7 protein-coding genes are annotated in these 15,416 nt (G+C 69.0%); 5 read left to right on the plus strand and 2 right to left on the minus strand.

Features of this window, described 5'->3' with window-relative positions; genetic code table 11:
• Nucleotides 1-2,154, plus strand: coding sequence for an ATP-dependent DNA helicase RecG (gene recG, locus ACZ63D_RS27320; protein ID WP_465357208.1), 2,154 nt, complete (start codon nucleotides 1-3; stop codon nucleotides 2,152-2,154).
• 114 nt (nucleotides 2,155-2,268) lie between these two features.
• On the opposite strand, the gene ACZ63D_RS27325 is transcribed toward recG, so the two are convergent.
• Nucleotides 2,269-7,521 carry an RHS repeat-associated core domain-containing protein gene (locus tag ACZ63D_RS27325; protein ID WP_465357209.1) on the minus strand — a complete coding sequence of 1,751 codons (5,253 nt, stop codon included), beginning with the start codon at nucleotides 7,519-7,521 and terminating at the stop codon, nucleotides 2,269-2,271.
• A 288-nt stretch (nucleotides 7,522-7,809) separates the two neighbouring features.
• Between ACZ63D_RS27325 and ACZ63D_RS27330 the strand changes: the two genes are divergently transcribed.
• Nucleotides 7,810-8,337 (plus strand): GNAT family N-acetyltransferase, encoded by a 528-nt coding sequence (locus ACZ63D_RS27330; RefSeq protein WP_465357210.1) that lies wholly within the window; start codon nucleotides 7,810-7,812, stop codon nucleotides 8,335-8,337.
• Nucleotides 8,338-8,805: 468 nt separating this feature from the next.
• Here the strand turns inward: ACZ63D_RS27330 and ACZ63D_RS27335 are convergent, their stop codons facing one another.
• Nucleotides 8,806-9,447 (minus strand): TetR/AcrR family transcriptional regulator, encoded by a 642-nt coding sequence (locus ACZ63D_RS27335; RefSeq protein ID WP_465357211.1) that lies wholly within the window; start codon nucleotides 9,445-9,447, stop codon nucleotides 8,806-8,808.
• A gap of 31 nt (nucleotides 9,448-9,478) precedes the next feature.
• On the opposite strand from ACZ63D_RS27335, the gene ACZ63D_RS27340 reads away from it, so the two are divergent.
• The 3 genes from ACZ63D_RS27340 to ACZ63D_RS27350 all read left to right on the plus strand — a co-directional run bounded on the left by ACZ63D_RS27340 (nucleotide 9,479) and on the right by ACZ63D_RS27350 (nucleotide 15,321).
• A complete protein-coding gene (locus tag ACZ63D_RS27340; protein ID WP_465357212.1) occupies nucleotides 9,479-10,693 on the plus strand; it encodes an erythromycin esterase family protein in 1,215 nt (404 codons plus the stop codon).
• Nucleotides 10,694-10,868: 175 nt separating this feature from the next.
• On the plus strand, nucleotides 10,869-11,801 hold the full coding sequence (locus ACZ63D_RS27345) for a S8 family peptidase (protein WP_465357213.1): 933 nt from the start codon (nucleotides 10,869-10,871) through the stop codon (nucleotides 11,799-11,801).
• 142 nt (nucleotides 11,802-11,943) lie between these two features.
• Nucleotides 11,944-15,321, plus strand: a complete 3,378-nt coding sequence (locus ACZ63D_RS27350) for a pyruvate carboxylase (RefSeq protein ID WP_465357214.1) — start codon at nucleotides 11,944-11,946, stop codon at nucleotides 15,319-15,321.
• Nucleotides 15,322-15,416: the final 95 nt, after the last annotated feature.

Genomic DNA, 15,416 nt, shown 5'->3' on the forward strand with positions numbered 1-15,416 from the left:
ATGGCCGGGCTTCGCGACAAGCTCCCGCTGCTGCTGGGCGCGAAAACGGCGAAGGCGCTTTCGACCGCGCTCGACATCGAGACGGTTTCCGATCTGCTGCGCCACTATCCGCGCCGCTACGCCGAACGCGGCGAGCTGACCGACATCGCCGGGCTGGAGCTGGGCGAGCACGCGACCGTGCTGGCGCGGATCGAGAAGATCAGCAAGCGCCGGATGAAATCCCGCAACGGCACCATCCTCGACATGGTGATCACCGACGGCAAGCGACGGCTCGCGTGCGCGTTCTTCAATCAGGCATGGCGCGAGAAGGAGCTGGTTCCCGGCAAGACCGGGCTGTTCGCGGGCAAGGTCACCGCGTTCCGGGACACGCTGCAGCTGGCCAACCCGGAGTACGAACTGCTCGACGCCGAACGCGAGGCCGAAGCGGTCGACAACTTCCTCGCCGAGATCATCCCGGTCTATCCGGCGGCACAGGGCATGCCGACCTGGTCGATCGCGAAATGCGTGCGGCAGGTGCTGGACGTGCTGGAGGTCGGCGAGGACCCGATGCCCGAGGAGCTGCGCACACGGCACGGGCTGCCCGGCCTCGAACGCGCGTTGCGCGGCATCCACCGGCCGGAGGACTGGGCGCATCTGGAGACGTCCCGGCACCGGCTCAAGTGGGACGAAGCGATGGCCGTGCAGCTGATTTTCGCGCAGCGACGGCATTCCGCGGTGTCGCGTCCGGCGAAGGCGAGCCCGCACATCGACGGCGGCCTGCTCGACGCCTTCGACAAGCGGCTGCCGTTCGACCTCACCGCGGGCCAGCGCGCGATCGGCGACGAGATCGCGGCCGACCTGTCCACCGAGCATCCGATGAACCGGTTGCTGCAGGGCGAGGTCGGTTCCGGCAAGACGGTGGTGGCGCTGCGGGCGATGCTGCAGATCGTCGATTCCGGACGGCAGGCGGCGATGCTCGCGCCTACCGAGGTCCTGGCCGCGCAGCACGCGCGCTCGCTGCGCGAAATGCTCGGCGACCTCGGGATGGCCGGCGAACTCGGGGCGGCCGAGAACGCCACCCGGATCACGCTGCTCACCGGGTCGATGGGCGCGAAGGAACGCAAGAAAGCGTTGCTGGAGATGGTAAGCGGCGAGGCGGGCATCGTCGTCGGCACGCACGCGCTGATCCAGGACACCGTGCAGTTCGCCGATCTCGGCCTCGTGGTCGTGGACGAACAGCACCGGTTCGGCGTGGAGCAACGGGACGCTCTGCGCTCCCGCGGCGCCGATTCGACGAGCCCGCACGTGCTGGTCATGACGGCGACGCCGATCCCGCGCACGGTCGCCATGACGGTCTACGGCGACCTGGAAATCTCGGCACTGCGCGAAATGCCGGTCGGCCGTTCGCCGATCAAGACGACGGTCGTGCCGGTCGCGGAGAAGCCCGCGTGGTTCGACCGGGTGTGGCAGCGGGTCAGCGAGGAAGTCGGCAAGGGGCACCAGGCGTACGTGGTGTGCCCGCGGATCGGCGACGAACCGCCGTCGGACAAGAGCGACAAACGGCCGCCGCTCGCGGTGCTGGACGTCGCGCCGGATCTCGCCAACGGCGCGTTGAAGGGCTTGAAGATCGCCGCCCTGCACGGCCGGATGCCGACCGACGAGAAGGACGCCGTCATGCGGGCGTTCGGCGACGGGAAAATCGACGTGCTGGTCGCGACGACCGTGGTCGAGGTCGGCGTGAACGTCCCCAACGCGACGGCGATGGTCATCCTCGACGCCGACCGCTTCGGCGTGAGCCAGCTGCACCAGCTGCGCGGCCGCGTCGGACGGGGGAGCGTGCCCGGATTGTGCTTGCTGGTCACGGAAACCCTGGACGGCACCGCTACGCGCGAACGGCTCGCCGCGGTCGAGTCCACCACGGACGGGTTCGAACTGTCCCGGTTGGACTTGGAACTGCGCCGGGAGGGCGACATCCTCGGTGCGGCCCAGTCGGGCAAGCGGTCCGGGCTGAAACTGCTGTCGTTGCTGCGGGACGAGGACGTGATCACGGAGGCGCGGGCGCAGGCCCAGGAGATCGTGACGGGCGACCCGGAGCTGGCTTCGCTGCCGGGTCTGGCGCAGATGGTGGCCGACGTGGTGGACCTGGAGCGCGCGGAGTACCTGGAGAAGAGCTGAGCCGCGCGTCGGTCGGCTGAGGGAGTTGGCTTTGGCGGAAGGCGTGGCCCGGGTGCTTCCGGGCCACGCCTTTCTTGCTGAGCGGCCGTTGAGAGTTTTGCGGCGTCAGGCGTCCTAGATGTCGTCGTCGGGGTCGTAGCCGTGGTTCCTGCCGCTGCCGCTGCTATACCCGCCACCGCCGTAGCTGCCGCTATACCCGCCACCGCCGTAGCTGCCGCTGTACCCACCGCCGTAGCCGCTGCCGCTGTATCCGCCGCCGTAGCTGCTGCTGCCGTATCCACCGCTGCTATACCCGCCACCGCCGTAGCTGCCGCTGTATCCGCCGCCATGGCTGCTCGACCCGCCGCCGTATCCGCCGCTGCTGTACCCGCCGCTGTAACCGCCGCCGGAGCCGTAACTGCCATACCCGCCGCTGTAACCGCCGCCGTGGCTGCTCGACCCGCCGTAACTGCCGCTGTAACCGCCGCCGTAGCTGCTCGAACCGCCGTAGCTGCCGCTGTATCCCCCGCCATGACTGCTCGACCCGCCACCGCCATAACTGCCGTACCCGCCGCCGGAGCCAGACCCGCCGCCGTGTCCGCCGGAGGACCTGCTCGGCTGAGGTTTCACCAGGTTCCAGTCGGCGTCCGGGTTGCCGACGTAGCCGGGGTGGTTGGGGTCCCAGTAGACCCGGTTGCCGCGCTTCGGGGTCGGGGCGTCGAAGCGGGGTTCCTGGGATCCGCTCGCGGCGGAGGCTTTCTTCGGTTCGAGGTGCTTGAAGATGCTGACGTCGGAGTTGTGCGCGAAGTTCTGCTCGGGCGTCTGGTGAATGCCCGTCTGGTTGAAGTGGGTTCCGGCGGACGGGTTGTGGCCCATCACGACATTGCTGTGGCCCCGGACGATGCCGGTGGGATTGCCCAGGTAGTCGTGCGTCTGATAGCGCCGTTTCGGGTCCATGTACCACTTCGTGTCGTCGCCGCGCTTGCGGAACTTCGGCGGCGGCGAAACCGCGTTCCGCTCGAAGAGCGGCCGCATCTTGGAGTGCTGGTGCGACAGGTTCTTGTAGCCGTAGTGCTCGCGCCTGCGCGCGCCTGCCGCGATAGTGGGCGGCCCCTCCTGGTAGACCCGTCCACCGGGGGAACGCATCCGCCGCTCTCCGTTCGGGCCGGGGCTGGGCGAGCGGGTGCGTCCGCGGCCGCGCTGGGAGCCGCCGGAGCCGTGCCCGTCGCCGAAGCCTCGGGGTTTGCTGCAGGAGCCGCCGACGAGGCCGAGCGGGTCGACCGAGACGTGCGGGTTGCTGACGTAGGCGTGCGGATCCAGTCCGCCGCCGAGTCCGAGCGGGTCCGGGCTGAGGTACCGGGCGAGCACCGGGTCGTAGTACCGGTGGAAGTTGTAGTGCAGCCCGGTTTCCTCGTCGAAATACTGGCCCTGGAACCGCAGCGGCGTCCCCTCGCCGCCGGACTCCTCGACCACGACGCCGAACAGGCTGCTGCGGGCCTGCCAGGAGATTTCGCCGCGGTCGTCGATCAGTTCGGTCGGCGTGCCGGAGGGTTCGGCCACGATGGCGAAGAACTGCTCGTCGATCCGGTCCTGGCCGGCGCGGTCCGCGGAACTGGTGCGCCGGCGCTGCAGCAGCGGCACGAAGGTGCCTGGTTCGTAGTCCCAGACCGTGGTTTCGGCGGCGCCGGGGCCGGAACGGGTCGCCTCGGCCAGGGTTTCGCCGTCCCACGCGAAGTCCACGCGCTCGAGCGAAGTCGTCCCGTCGGCGGCGAATTGTTCCTTGCGGATCCGCCTGCCCAGCGGGTCGTAGGTGTAGCGCCACGTCGTGCCGTCCGGGACCTCGACCGCGGCGAGCCGGTTCAGCGGACCCCAGGCGTAGGTCCAGGTCCGCCCGTCCTCGTGCTGGCGGGTGCGCATCCGGCCGGCCTGGTCGTAGGTGTAGCGGGCGCCGCCCGCCTCGGTGATCACCGACGCGGGTCCGGACCGCCTGCCGCGCCGGTCCTCTTCCTCGGGCGCGGGCCAGTCGGCGTCGACGAGCCGTCCGGTCGGGTCGTAGGCGTACTGCTCGTTCCATCCCTTGGCGCGCACCGAGATCACCCGGCCGCGGACGTCCATGGCGAGCCAGCGCGATCCGGCCGACCCGTCGTCGATCCGGGAGGGAAGGCCGTCGGGCCGGTAGTGGTACTGCCGGTCCTGGCCCAGCTCGCCGGTCGCCGACCGCACCGCTTGCCTGGCGAGCCGTCCCGCCGGATTCCAGCCGCGGGCGATCGCCGCGCCCTGCCCGAACGTGCGGAGGGTTTCGCGGCCTGCCCGGTCGTACTCGAACCGGGTGGTGCGCCCCGCGGCGCGCATCGCGGCCGGGACGCCGGCTTCGCTGTATTCCCAGGCGCTTTCCGCTCCGGACGGCGTCTGCCGCCGGATCTGGTTGCCCGAGGCGTCGAATTCGGAGCGGACGGTCCGGCCGTTGACCGTTTCGCCGACGATCCGGCTCGCGGCGTCCCTGGTGTACTCGACGCGGGTCGTCCCGTCGTCGAGGGCGATGAGTTCGCCGAGGACGTCGTACTCGAACCGGGTGCGCAGAGTCCCGGACGGGCCGTCGACGATCTCTTCGACGATGTTGCCGCGGACGTCGCGGCGCAGGGTGATGACCTCGCCTTCCTCGTTGCGGATTTCGGTCAGTTCCCCGGCGGCGTTGTAGCCGTAGACGGAGGAAGCCCCGCCGAAATCGGTCTCGCGGACGAGGTTGCCCGCCAGGTCGTACTCGTAGCGCCAGACCTGGCCCTGCTCGTTGGTCACCGCGGTGAGCCGCAGTTCGGTGTCGTAGGCGTATTCGAGCCGGGTGCCGTCCGGCCGGATCTCGGCCGCGACCAGGTCGAAGTGCGTCACCTCCTGCTGGGTGATCGCCGAGGAGGCGTCGGCGTGCAGGCGGTTGTTGCCTTCGCCGTCGTAGCGCCATTCCTCCAGCGAGCCGTCCGGCCGCCGGTGCCAGGCGAGCGCGCCGTCGACGGTGTAGCCGAATTCCTCGGCCGCGCCGTTCGGATCGACGACTGTGGCGAGCCTGCCGAAGCAGTCGTAGGTGTAGGCAGTCGTCGCGCCGCGGGAGTCGGTGATCGTGATCGGGTTGCCGGAGTCGTCGGACACCACGGTCAGCGTCAAGCCGTTCGGGTCGCGGACTGACGCGACGTGCCCCCACTCGTCGTAGGTGTAGTCGGTGGTCCCGCCGCCCGGCGCCACGACGCGGGTCAGATTGCCGCGCTCGTCGTATTCCCACCGGGTTTCGACGCCCGGAGCCTCGACCATGCGGACCGCCTGGCCGAAATCGTTGCGCTCGATGGTCAGTTCCGAGCCGTCCGGACGCTGGAGGGCGACCAGGTTGTTCATCTCGTCGTAGCGGTAGGCCCGCTGCCTGCCCAGTTCGTCGGTTTCGCGGACCAGCCGGTCCAGCTCGTCCCATTCGTAGGCCCGTGTCGCGCCCGCCGGGTCGACCTCGCGCACGACCCGGCCGGTTTCGTTCAGGTGGAAGGCGCTGCGGCGGCCCAGCGAGTCGACGACGTGGGTGACCCGGTCGCCGTATTCCATGGTGACGGTGAGGCAGTTGCCGGAGCCTTCGGTGCGCACGACCCGGCCTTCGCGGTCGTAGTGGAAGCGGTACCACTCGCCGTTGCGGTCCGTCCACTCGACGATCCGGCCCATGGCGTCGTAGGCGTAGCGGAACGGGAGACCGGATTCGTTCGTGATCTCGGTCAGTTCGCCGTTCGTGTAGCCGTAGCGGACCAGCGGCACCTCGGTTCCGTCCCCGGTGACGGTGGACAGCCCGGTCACGAGCCCGTTTTCGGCGGTGATCCGGATGATCTGGCCGCCGCTGTGCCGGATCGCGGTCGGCGTGCCGTGCTGGTCGCGCTGGAAGTGGATGTGCTCCTTGCCGCGGCTGCTGATCGACCGGATCGGCCGGACCGTGCCGGTGCCGCGTTCGAAGGTCAGGACCCGCTCGCGTTCGCGGTCCTCGAGGACGAATCCGCCGCCGGGCTCCTCGGCCAGGTACCGCGCGGGCCCGTGCTCGGCCGCGACCCACTGGTCGCCGACCGGCCGGGGGAAGACCTGGACGAGCCCGTCCGAACCGGCGAACCACACCTGGTCGCGGTACACCTCGACCCGTTCGTCCAATGTGGACACCCAGGCGGAGCCGAGCCAGCCGCCCGCGCGGAACGACGAGAAGTGCGACCGCTCGAAGACCATCGGCAGCGAGCTGAGGAACGTCGCGTCGGTCTCGGTCAGCACCATCTGGCCGCTCGCGACGTCGATCGGGTCGCCGGTGGTGCAGATGTTGTCAAGGGTGCGCGAATTCTCGCCCTGTTCGTCCAGTGACCGGGTGGTGCCGCTGTCGCCCCTCGGCTTGGCGGACGGCGAACTGCCGGACGCGGACGTGTGGCCGTCCTGGCCGCCGCCCGGATGCTCGCCGCCGTGGTTGCCGCCGCCGTCCGGGCTGCCGCTCTTGTGGGTGTTCCCGGTGTCGCCGTGGTGCCCGCCGCCTTCCGCGCCGGAGGCGTGCGTGCTGTCGTCGCCGCCGGGGTGGGACCTGGTGCCGCCCCCGGATTTGACGTTGATGTCCTTGGGCGTGTGCGTCGGAGCCGATTTGCCGCCTTTGAGCCCCTTCAACGCCTTGCCCGCGTCCCCGAACAGAGTCCCGGCCTTCTTCAGCAACGGGATCAGCGCCTTGAGCGCCTTGACGAGTCTCGTCGTGACCTGCGTGATCTTGGAGGCGGTTTTCGCCACCGCCGACACGACCTGCGGCACCACCCAGGCCATTCCGATCCCGGCGGTGAACAGCACCTGCAACGCCCACGAGATCAGGTGCCCCACCAGGTCCGCGATCGTGTCGCGCACCAGCGACCGGACGGCCGCCACGATCTCGCCCGCGGTCTTGACCCCGCTGGCCGCGCCCTCGGAACCCTTTTGCGCACTGGCGATCAACGCCGAGGTGTCGTCCGCTTTCTTCCGGTACGAATCGGCAGCCTCGCCGTGCCAGTCCTGCAGATCCTTGGTGACCAGCTGAGTCAGCTCCGCCGAGACGCCCTCGAGTTCCTTGGCGACATTCGTCCAGGTCTCGGCCTGCGCTTTGATCTCGTCGGCGTTGCCGGTGAGCGCGTCGAGAGCCTCCTTGAGCGGCCCGACATGCTCCATCAGCCAGCCGACCCCGGCGGCGAAGATCGCGCCGAACGGGTCCATCACCGCGGTGAGCACGTCGATCGCGGTCCCGACCGCGCCGATCGCGACAGCCGCCCAGTTCTTGCTCTCGATCGCTTCCTTGAGCCCCGTCGCGTCCTCCAGCAACGGAACCCCGGCCATCGCCGAGGTTTCCTTCACCGGGGCGATCAACGGGTTGGTCATCGGGTGTCCCATTTCCTGGTGCGCACGGACGAACGAGAGCGGGCGACCCGCCGATCCGGCGAGGCTATCGGCTGGCCGGACGAGCCGCCGCCGGGGTGGTGAGGCGATGCCTGAACTCCCGGAACCCTTGCCCGAACACACTCTCCCGCTCGGGGTTACGGCCTGTTCACCGGTCGCTTTCAGTGCTTTTTGACCGTCCTTTGTGGCCACTCCAGTAAACCGCGTGCGGACCCGCGGGCTTCTGTGCTGAACTGCCCGCAGCCCGATCGCCGCTCCGCCGGAGGACCGATGCCCGACCTCGTGATCCGCCCCGCGATCCCCGCCGACGCGGCAGACATCGCGGCCGTCCACGTCGGTTCCTGGCAAGCTGCCTATCAGGGCTTGCTGCCCGACGAATTCCTGTCCGGCCTGTCGATCGAGACGCGAGAACAGTTCTGGGCCACGAGCCTGGCGGATACTTCCCGGCCGCACACGGTGCTGGCGGCAATCGCTGCCGAGAAGATCACCGGTTTCGCGGTCTTCGGCCCCAGCCGAGACGACGACGCCACCCCGGCGACCGGCGAACTGTCGTCGATCTACCTCTTGCCGTCAGTGTGGGGCCGGGGGATGGGGCGCGCACTGCACGAAGAGTGCGTACGGGGTCTGTCGACCCAGTTCGAGGTCGCGACGTTGTGGGTGCTGTCGACGAACACGCGGGCACGGAAGTTCTACGAGCGAGCCGGGTGGGTTACGGACGGAAAGACCAAGGTGGAGACGATCTCCGACGGGGCGGTGACTTTGGAAGAGGTCCGGTACCGGTTGCCGCTGGAGGGCTAGGCTTCGTGGCTTCGTGGCTTCGTGGCTTCGCGCCGTCGCTGTCTTCCCGCCACATCGGCAGCTGCCCACCATCGGTCGCTACCCTCCAGCAGCCGATAACCGACCCTGCACCTTTTCCGCTGTTTCCGCCGACACGACCTCGGCACACGCGGTTCGCCACTGAGCGGCGACTTGCCCACTAACCCTGCCGCCCGACTCCGCTCCACCTGTCGCCACTGAGCGGCGACAGCCTGCCCACCCCGCCCCGGCGGCATTTTCGCCGTTCCGGGGCGATTGCTGAGCGGTCCCGCCTCCCTCGCTGGCTGCTTCTGTTGCCGTTTTGCGGCGATTGCCCACCCAGTCCACTAGCCGCGTCGACTCCTGCTGTCGCCGTTCCACGGTGAACACCGAGCCAGCCACACCCGCCAACCACCCCACCTCACTCGTCGCCGTTTTCCGGCGACAAGCCTCCCGCACCCGAGCCAGGGCTCAACTCCCGTCGCCCTTCCCCGGCAACCGCCTGCCCAACACCCCTGCCCGAGCCGCCGCGGCCCCTGCTTCCGCCGCGATCTCCGCCGTCTCCTCCGACACCGGCTCCCGCGACACGAACAACCGGTAGAACACCGGCCCGCACACCGTCCGCGTCACCTCGTCCGGGTCGGTGTCGGCTGGCACCTCTCCGCGCGCCACCGCCCGCTCCACGATCACCGCCGCCCGGGCATGGCGGTCCCGGTAGAACTCGCGCAACGCTTCGGCCGCTCGTTCCGAGTGGAATGCCGCCAGCACCGCGGCCGTCGGCAGCTCCCGTTGCCCCGGAGAGGTCAGCGCGCGCACCACGTCCAACGCCATTCGCCGCAAATCGGCGACGAGCGATCCGGTGTCCGCCGGACTCCACGGCTCGTCGGTGCCGAACCGCAACGCGGCCGCGACCAGTCCCTCGCGGGATTCCCATCGCCGGTAGACCGTCGTCTTGTGCACGCCCGACCGCTCGGCGACGGCCTCGACAGTCAGGTCAACGAACCCGACCTCCGCCAGCAGATCGAGCGTGGCCCGCAAAACGGCGACGCGCGTGCGTTCCGTGCGCCCGCCCGGTCGGCGCGACCCCGGCAGGCCCGGTGACTCAGTTGCCAATTGCGACCCCTGTTGCATTAGTGTCCTCAATATGACACCGCTGAGCACCCGTTCGCCGCTGGACGGCGACGTCGCCTCGATCACCAGCCTGATCGGAGACGCGCGCATCGTCGCGATCGGCGAGAACAACCACCACATCCGCGAGTTCGGCGAACTCCGCGCCCGGTTGCTCCGCAGGCTGGTCGAGGACCACGGGTTCACGGTGCTCGGCTTCGAATCGGGATTCGCCGAGGGCGACTTGGTGCAGCGGTGGCTGAGCGGTGGTCCCGGCACGGTCGCCGAGGTCGGGCGAGACGGATTCACCTTCTCCCTCGGTGAGTCGGCCGAGGTGCACGAGATGCTGACCTGGATGCGCGGCCACGGCGGCGTCCGCTTCTCTGGGCTTGATCTGCCCAGCTCCGCCGGTTCGCCGCAGCCGGCGTTGAAGGTTGTCCGCAGCTTCGTAGAGGAGGTCGATCCAGAGGTTCTCCCGCTGGTCGAAGCTGCGATCAGCGCGTCCGAGCCGTATTCGGCGGTCAGCAGTGCAGTCGCGCCTGGCCGTTACGCGGCAATGACCGCTGCGGAACGGGACGCGGCCACGGCTGCGTTGACGACTCTCGTGGCGCACCTTCGTTCCCTGTCGCCAGTTTATCGGCAACGAAGCGAAGCTCGATACGCAATTGCCGAACACCACGCGATCGGTGCCCTCCGCGTCGACGCGTACTTGCGCGAACTCAGCGCGATGATGGCGGGAACAGCACCGTCGCTCCAGGGGTCCTCTCGCGACACGTACATGGCCGCAACCGTGAAGCTGCTTCGCAAGCTGTACGGCGAAGGCGAGAAGATCGTGCTGATGGTCCACAACGGACACCTGCAGCGAGTTCCCTTCGCCCCTATGCCGACCATGACTTTTCCCTCAGCAGGCACGCACCTCGCCGCGGAGTTCGGTGACGACTATTTCGCGCTCGCCCTCACCGCGGGAACCGGCACGACCACCGGACTCGAGCCGGACGAGAGCGAGCGGCTCGGGTTCCGGGTCTATGCACAGGAATTGGAGCCACCCGCCGAAGGCAGTGTCGAAGCGGCTTTGGCCGGCGCGGATCCGTGTGTGGTCGATTTGCGGCAAGACCGAGCGCAAGGCTTGGCGGGACCGTCGAGCATGCGGCACGCGCACATGTTCACGAAGGTCGACGTCGCGCAAGCCTTCGACGCGTTGGTCTACTTCCCGACGATGTCGGTGAGCGCGCACGTCCCGGCAGCGAAGTAACTGTCAGCCGGTCAACGCGTGGCCGCGTAGTGGCGAAACAACGAAACATGCTGGTCATCGCCAGTTTAGCCAATCGCTGGTTAGTGCGTCCGGCAGTCGCGCACGAAGATCGGGGACCAGCCCATCGTGTGACGCCGAGTTGCCGCTGGTCGGCGACCGGGATACGACCGCAGGCATGCGGAACCGAGCGGCGCGTGGCCTTTTTTCGGCAACACTGACCTTTCTGCTGGTCGCCGGGGTGCAACCGGCCGCGCTAGCGGACAGCGGGACGCAGGCCAACCCGCCGAGCTGGGCGCTCGACCGGATCGACCAGCGAACCGGCCTCGATCAGAAGTACCACTACGACTCCGACGGCTCCGGTGTCACCGTCTACGTGATCGACAGCGGCGTCGACGCCAAACATCCGGATCTGCAGGGCCGAGTCGTACCGGGCAAGGATTTCCTCACCACCGGCACGGACACGTCGGACACCAACGGGCACGGCACCCGGGTCGCGGGCATCGTCGCGGGACACAACTATGGCGTCGCCAAGGGTGCGCAGATCTTCCCGGTCCGAGTGCTCGACCAAGCTGGCGGCGGGGCGACCGACACGATTATCGCCGGGTTGAACTGGGTAGCCCAGAACGCACACCAACCGGCGGTCGCGGTGCTGGGGATCGGCGGCGTGCCGAACGAACAGCTCGACAATGCGGTCAAGGGAGTCGCGGAGGTGATGCCGATCGTGGTCCCTGCGGGAGAGGGCAGCACCGACGCCAGCCAGACCTCGCCTGCCCGAGTGCCCGAAGCGCTCACTGTGGGTGCGACGGACGTCCAAGACCAGGTCGCGCCCTTCTCGAACTTCGGCACGTCGCTCGACCTGTACGCACCGGGCGTCGACATCCCCGCTCCGATCGCGGGCACCTCGGAGGTCGGAACGTTGTCCGGAACCTCGATGGCAGCCGCAGTGACCGCCGGCGCGGTGACGCTCTACCGGTCCACGCACCCCGACGCCGCGCCCAACGCGGTCGGCGAAGCAATTGTTCAGGACGCAACGCAGAACGTGGTCAAGAATGCGCCCTCCGGAACCGCGAATCGGCTGCTGTGCACACTGCCTGCGGGAACGCCCTGACGGTTGCGGCACAGCGGTTCGGCCAGCATCATGCATGCAGGTCGGCGTGCATGATGTCCATCACCTGGACTACGGCTCCCGCACCGCGGGACGAACCGGGTAACGTGCCTTCGATACCGATCCGAAAAGGGAAGGACCGGGCATGTTCCGCAAAGTGCTGGTGGCCAATCGCGGCGAAATCGCGATCCGGGCGTTCCGCGCAGGCTACGAACTGGGCGCGGGCACAGTCGCTGTGTTTCCGCACGAAGACCGCAACTCGCTGCACCGGCTGAAGGCCGACGAGGCCTACGAGATCGGCGAACCGGGCCATCCGGTCCGCGCCTACCTCTCGGTCGAGGAAATCGTCAAGGCCGCCAAGAAGGCGGGCGCGGACGCGGTCTACCCGGGTTACGGCTTCCTGTCGGAGAACCCCGACCTGGCCAGGGCCTGTGAAGAAGCGGGGATCACCTTCGTCGGCCCGAGCGCCGAAATCCTCGAGCTGACCGGCAACAAGGCGCGCGCGGTCAAGGCGGCGCGCGAGGCCGGTGTTCCGGTGCTCGGCTCGTCGCAGCCGTCCAGCAATGTGGACGAACTGGTCGCGGCGGCTGAGGAACTCGGCTTTCCGGTGTTCGTCAAGGCGGTCGCCGGCGGCGGCGGGCGCGGCATGCGCCGGGTCGAGGACCCGGCTTTGCTGCGCGAGTCGATCGAGGCCGCCGCGCGCGAAGCCGAATCCGCGTTCGGCGACCCGACCGTGTTCCTGGAGAAGGCCGTCGTCGAACCGCGGCACATCGAGGTCCAGATCCTCGCCGACGGCGAGGGCAACGTGATCCATCTCTTCGAGCGCGACTGTTCCGTGCAGCGCCGCCACCAGAAGGTCGTCGAGCTGGCCCCCGCGCCGAACCTCGACCCCGAACTGCGCGACCGCATCTGCGCCGACGCCGTGAAGTTCGCCCGGCAGATCGGCTACCGCAACGCGGGCACCGTCGAATTCCTGCTGGACAAGCAGGGCAAGCACGTGTTCATCGAGATGAACCCGCGCATCCAGGTCGAGCACACGGTCACCGAAGAGGTCACCGACGTCGACCTCGTGCAGTCCCAGCTGCGGATCGCTTCCGGGGAGACCCTCGCCGACCTCGGCCTGTCGCAGGACAAGATCTACCTGCGCGGAGCCGCGCTCCAGTGCCGCATCACCACTGAGGACCCGGCCAACGGGTTCCGCCCGGACATCGGCATGATCAGCGCCTACCGCTCGCCGGGCGGCTCGGGCATCCGGCTCGACGGCGGAACCGCCTTCTCCGGCACCGAGATCAGCGCCCACTTCGACTCGCTGCTGGTGAAACTCACCTGCCGCGGCCGCGATTTCCGCACCGCGGTCGGCCGGGCTCGCCGCGCGGTCGCTGAATTCCGCATCCGCGGGGTGGCGACGAACATCCCATTCCTCCAGGCGGTGCTGGACGACCCGGACTTCCGCGCGGGCAACGTCACCACGTCGTTCATCGAGGAACGCCCGCACCTGCTGACCGCGCGGCACTCCGCCGACCGCGGCACGCGCCTGCTCACCTACCTCGCCGACCAGACGGTGAACCGTCCGCACGGCGAGCGCCCGCGCACGCCCGAGGCCGCGACGAAGCTGCCGAAGCTGCCTGCGGATCTCGTTCCCCCGGACGGCTCGAAGCAGAAGCTGACCGAGCTCGGCCCGGAGGGCTTCGCGCGCTGGCTGCGGGAAACGCCGCAGCTCGGCGTCACTGACACCACCTTCCGCGACGCGCACCAGTCGCTTCTCGCGACGCGCGTGCGGACGAAGGATCTGCTCGCCGTCGCCCCGGTCGTCGCCGCGACTGTGCCGCAGCTGTTGTCCCTGGAGTGCTGGGGCGGCGCGACCTACGACGTCGCGCTGCGCTTCCTCGCCGAAGACCCGTGGGAACGGTTGGAGCAGCTGCGCAAGGCCGTGCCGAACATCTGTCTGCAGATGCTTCTGCGAGGCCGCAACACCGTCGGCTACACGCCTTATCCGACCGAGGTCACCACGGCCTTCGTCGAGGAGGCCACCGCGACCGGCATCGACATCTTCCGCATCTTCGACGCGCTCAACGACGTCGAGCAGATGCGGCCGGCCATCGACGCCGTCCGCGCCACCGGCACCGCGGTCGCCGAGGTCGCGCTCTGCTACACCTCCGATCTGTCCGATCCGAACGAAAAGCTCTACACGCTCGACTACTACCTCAAGCTCGCCGAGCAGATCGTCGGAGCCGGGGCGCACGTCCTGGCCATCAAGGACATGGCGGGCCTGCTCCGCGCACCCGCCGCGGCTCGGCTGGTGACCGCGCTGCGCAAGGAATTCGACCTTCCGGTGCACATCCACACGCACGACACCGCAGGCGGGCAGCTCGCCACCTACCTGGCTGCCATCCAGGCCGGTGCCGACGCCGTGGACGGCGCCGTGTCCTCGATGGCGGGCACGACGTCGCAGCCTTCGCTCGGCTCGATCGTCGCGGCCACCGACCACTCCGACCGCAGCACCGGTCTCGACCTGCACGCGATCGGCGACCTGGAGCCGTACTGGGAGAGCGTCCGCAAGATCTACGCCCCGTTCGAGGCCGGTCTCGCGTCGCCCACCGGGCGCGTCTACGACCACGAGATCCCCGGCGGCCAGCTTTCCAACCTGCGCACGCAGGCGATCGCGCTGGGCCTCGGCGACCGGTTCGAGGACATCGAAGCCATGTACGCCGCGGCGGACAAGATCCTCGGCCACCTCGTGAAGGTCACGCCTTCGTCCAAAGTGGTCGGCGACCTCGCGCTGCACCTCGTCGGTGCCGGGGTGTCCCCGGAGGACTTCGAGGCGGAGCCGAACAAGTTCGACATCCCCGATTCGGTGATCGGCTTCCTGCGCGGCGAGCTGGGCGACCCGCCCGGCGGCTGGCCGGAGCCGTTCCGCACCAAGGCGCTCGAAGGCCGTTCGGCGGCCAAACCGGTCGCCGAACTGTCCGAAGAGGACCACAAGGAACTCGCCGACAACCGCCGCGGCGCGTTGAACCGGCTGCTGTTCCCCGGCCCCACCAAGGAATTCCTCGCGCACCGTGAAGCATACGGCGACACCAGCGTGCTCCCGAGCAAGGACTTCTTCTACGGTCTGCGCCCGGGCGAGGAGTACTCGGTGGACCTCGAGCCCGGCGTCCGGCTGCTCATCGAGCTGGAAGCCATCGGCGAGGCCGACGAACGCGGCATGCGGACCGTCATGTCCACGCTCAACGGCCAGCTCCGGCCGATCCAGATCCGGGACCGGTCCATCGCCTCGGACATCCCGGCCACCGAAAAGGCCGAGAAGGGCAACCCGAAGCAGATCGCCGCGCCGTTCGCGGGCGTGGTGACGCTGCAGGTGGCCGAGGGCGACCAGGTGGCGGCCGGAGCGACCGTGGCGACGATCGAGGCCATGAAGATGGAAGCGTCGATCACCGCTTCGGCGGCGGGCAAAGTGGGTCGGCTGGCAATCACCTCCGTTCAACAGGTCGAGGGCGGAGACCTTCTCATCGTGCTCGAATAACCCGCTTTCGCGCCACTTTTTACCGCACGAGGGGTCCCCTCGCTCCGAAACGGAGCGAGGGGACCCCTCGCACCATTTACTGCTCGCTTTTTCCG

Source organism: Amycolatopsis sp. NPDC104775, from assembly GCF_055583325.1.

What these genes read in the sequence shown, in the direction of transcription:
- ACZ63D_RS27340 (WP_465357212.1), top strand. Translation starts at nt 9,479, where the DNA reads ATGACACCGCTGAGCACCCGTTCGCCGCTGGACGGCGACGTCGCCTCG.
- ACZ63D_RS27350 (WP_465357214.1), top strand. Translation starts at nt 11,944, where the DNA reads ATGTTCCGCAAAGTGCTGGTGGCCAATCGCGGCGAAATCGCGATCCGG.
- recG (WP_465357208.1), top strand. Translation starts at nt 1, where the DNA reads ATGGCCGGGCTTCGCGACAAGCTCCCGCTGCTGCTGGGCGCGAAAACG.
- ACZ63D_RS27330 (WP_465357210.1), top strand. Translation starts at nt 7,810, where the DNA reads ATGCCCGACCTCGTGATCCGCCCCGCGATCCCCGCCGACGCGGCAGAC.
- ACZ63D_RS27325 (WP_465357209.1), bottom strand. Translation starts at nt 7,521, where the DNA reads ATGACCAACCCGTTGATCGCCCCGGTGAAGGAAACCTCGGCGATGGCC.
- ACZ63D_RS27345 (WP_465357213.1), top strand. Translation starts at nt 10,869, where the DNA reads ATGCGGAACCGAGCGGCGCGTGGCCTTTTTTCGGCAACACTGACCTTT.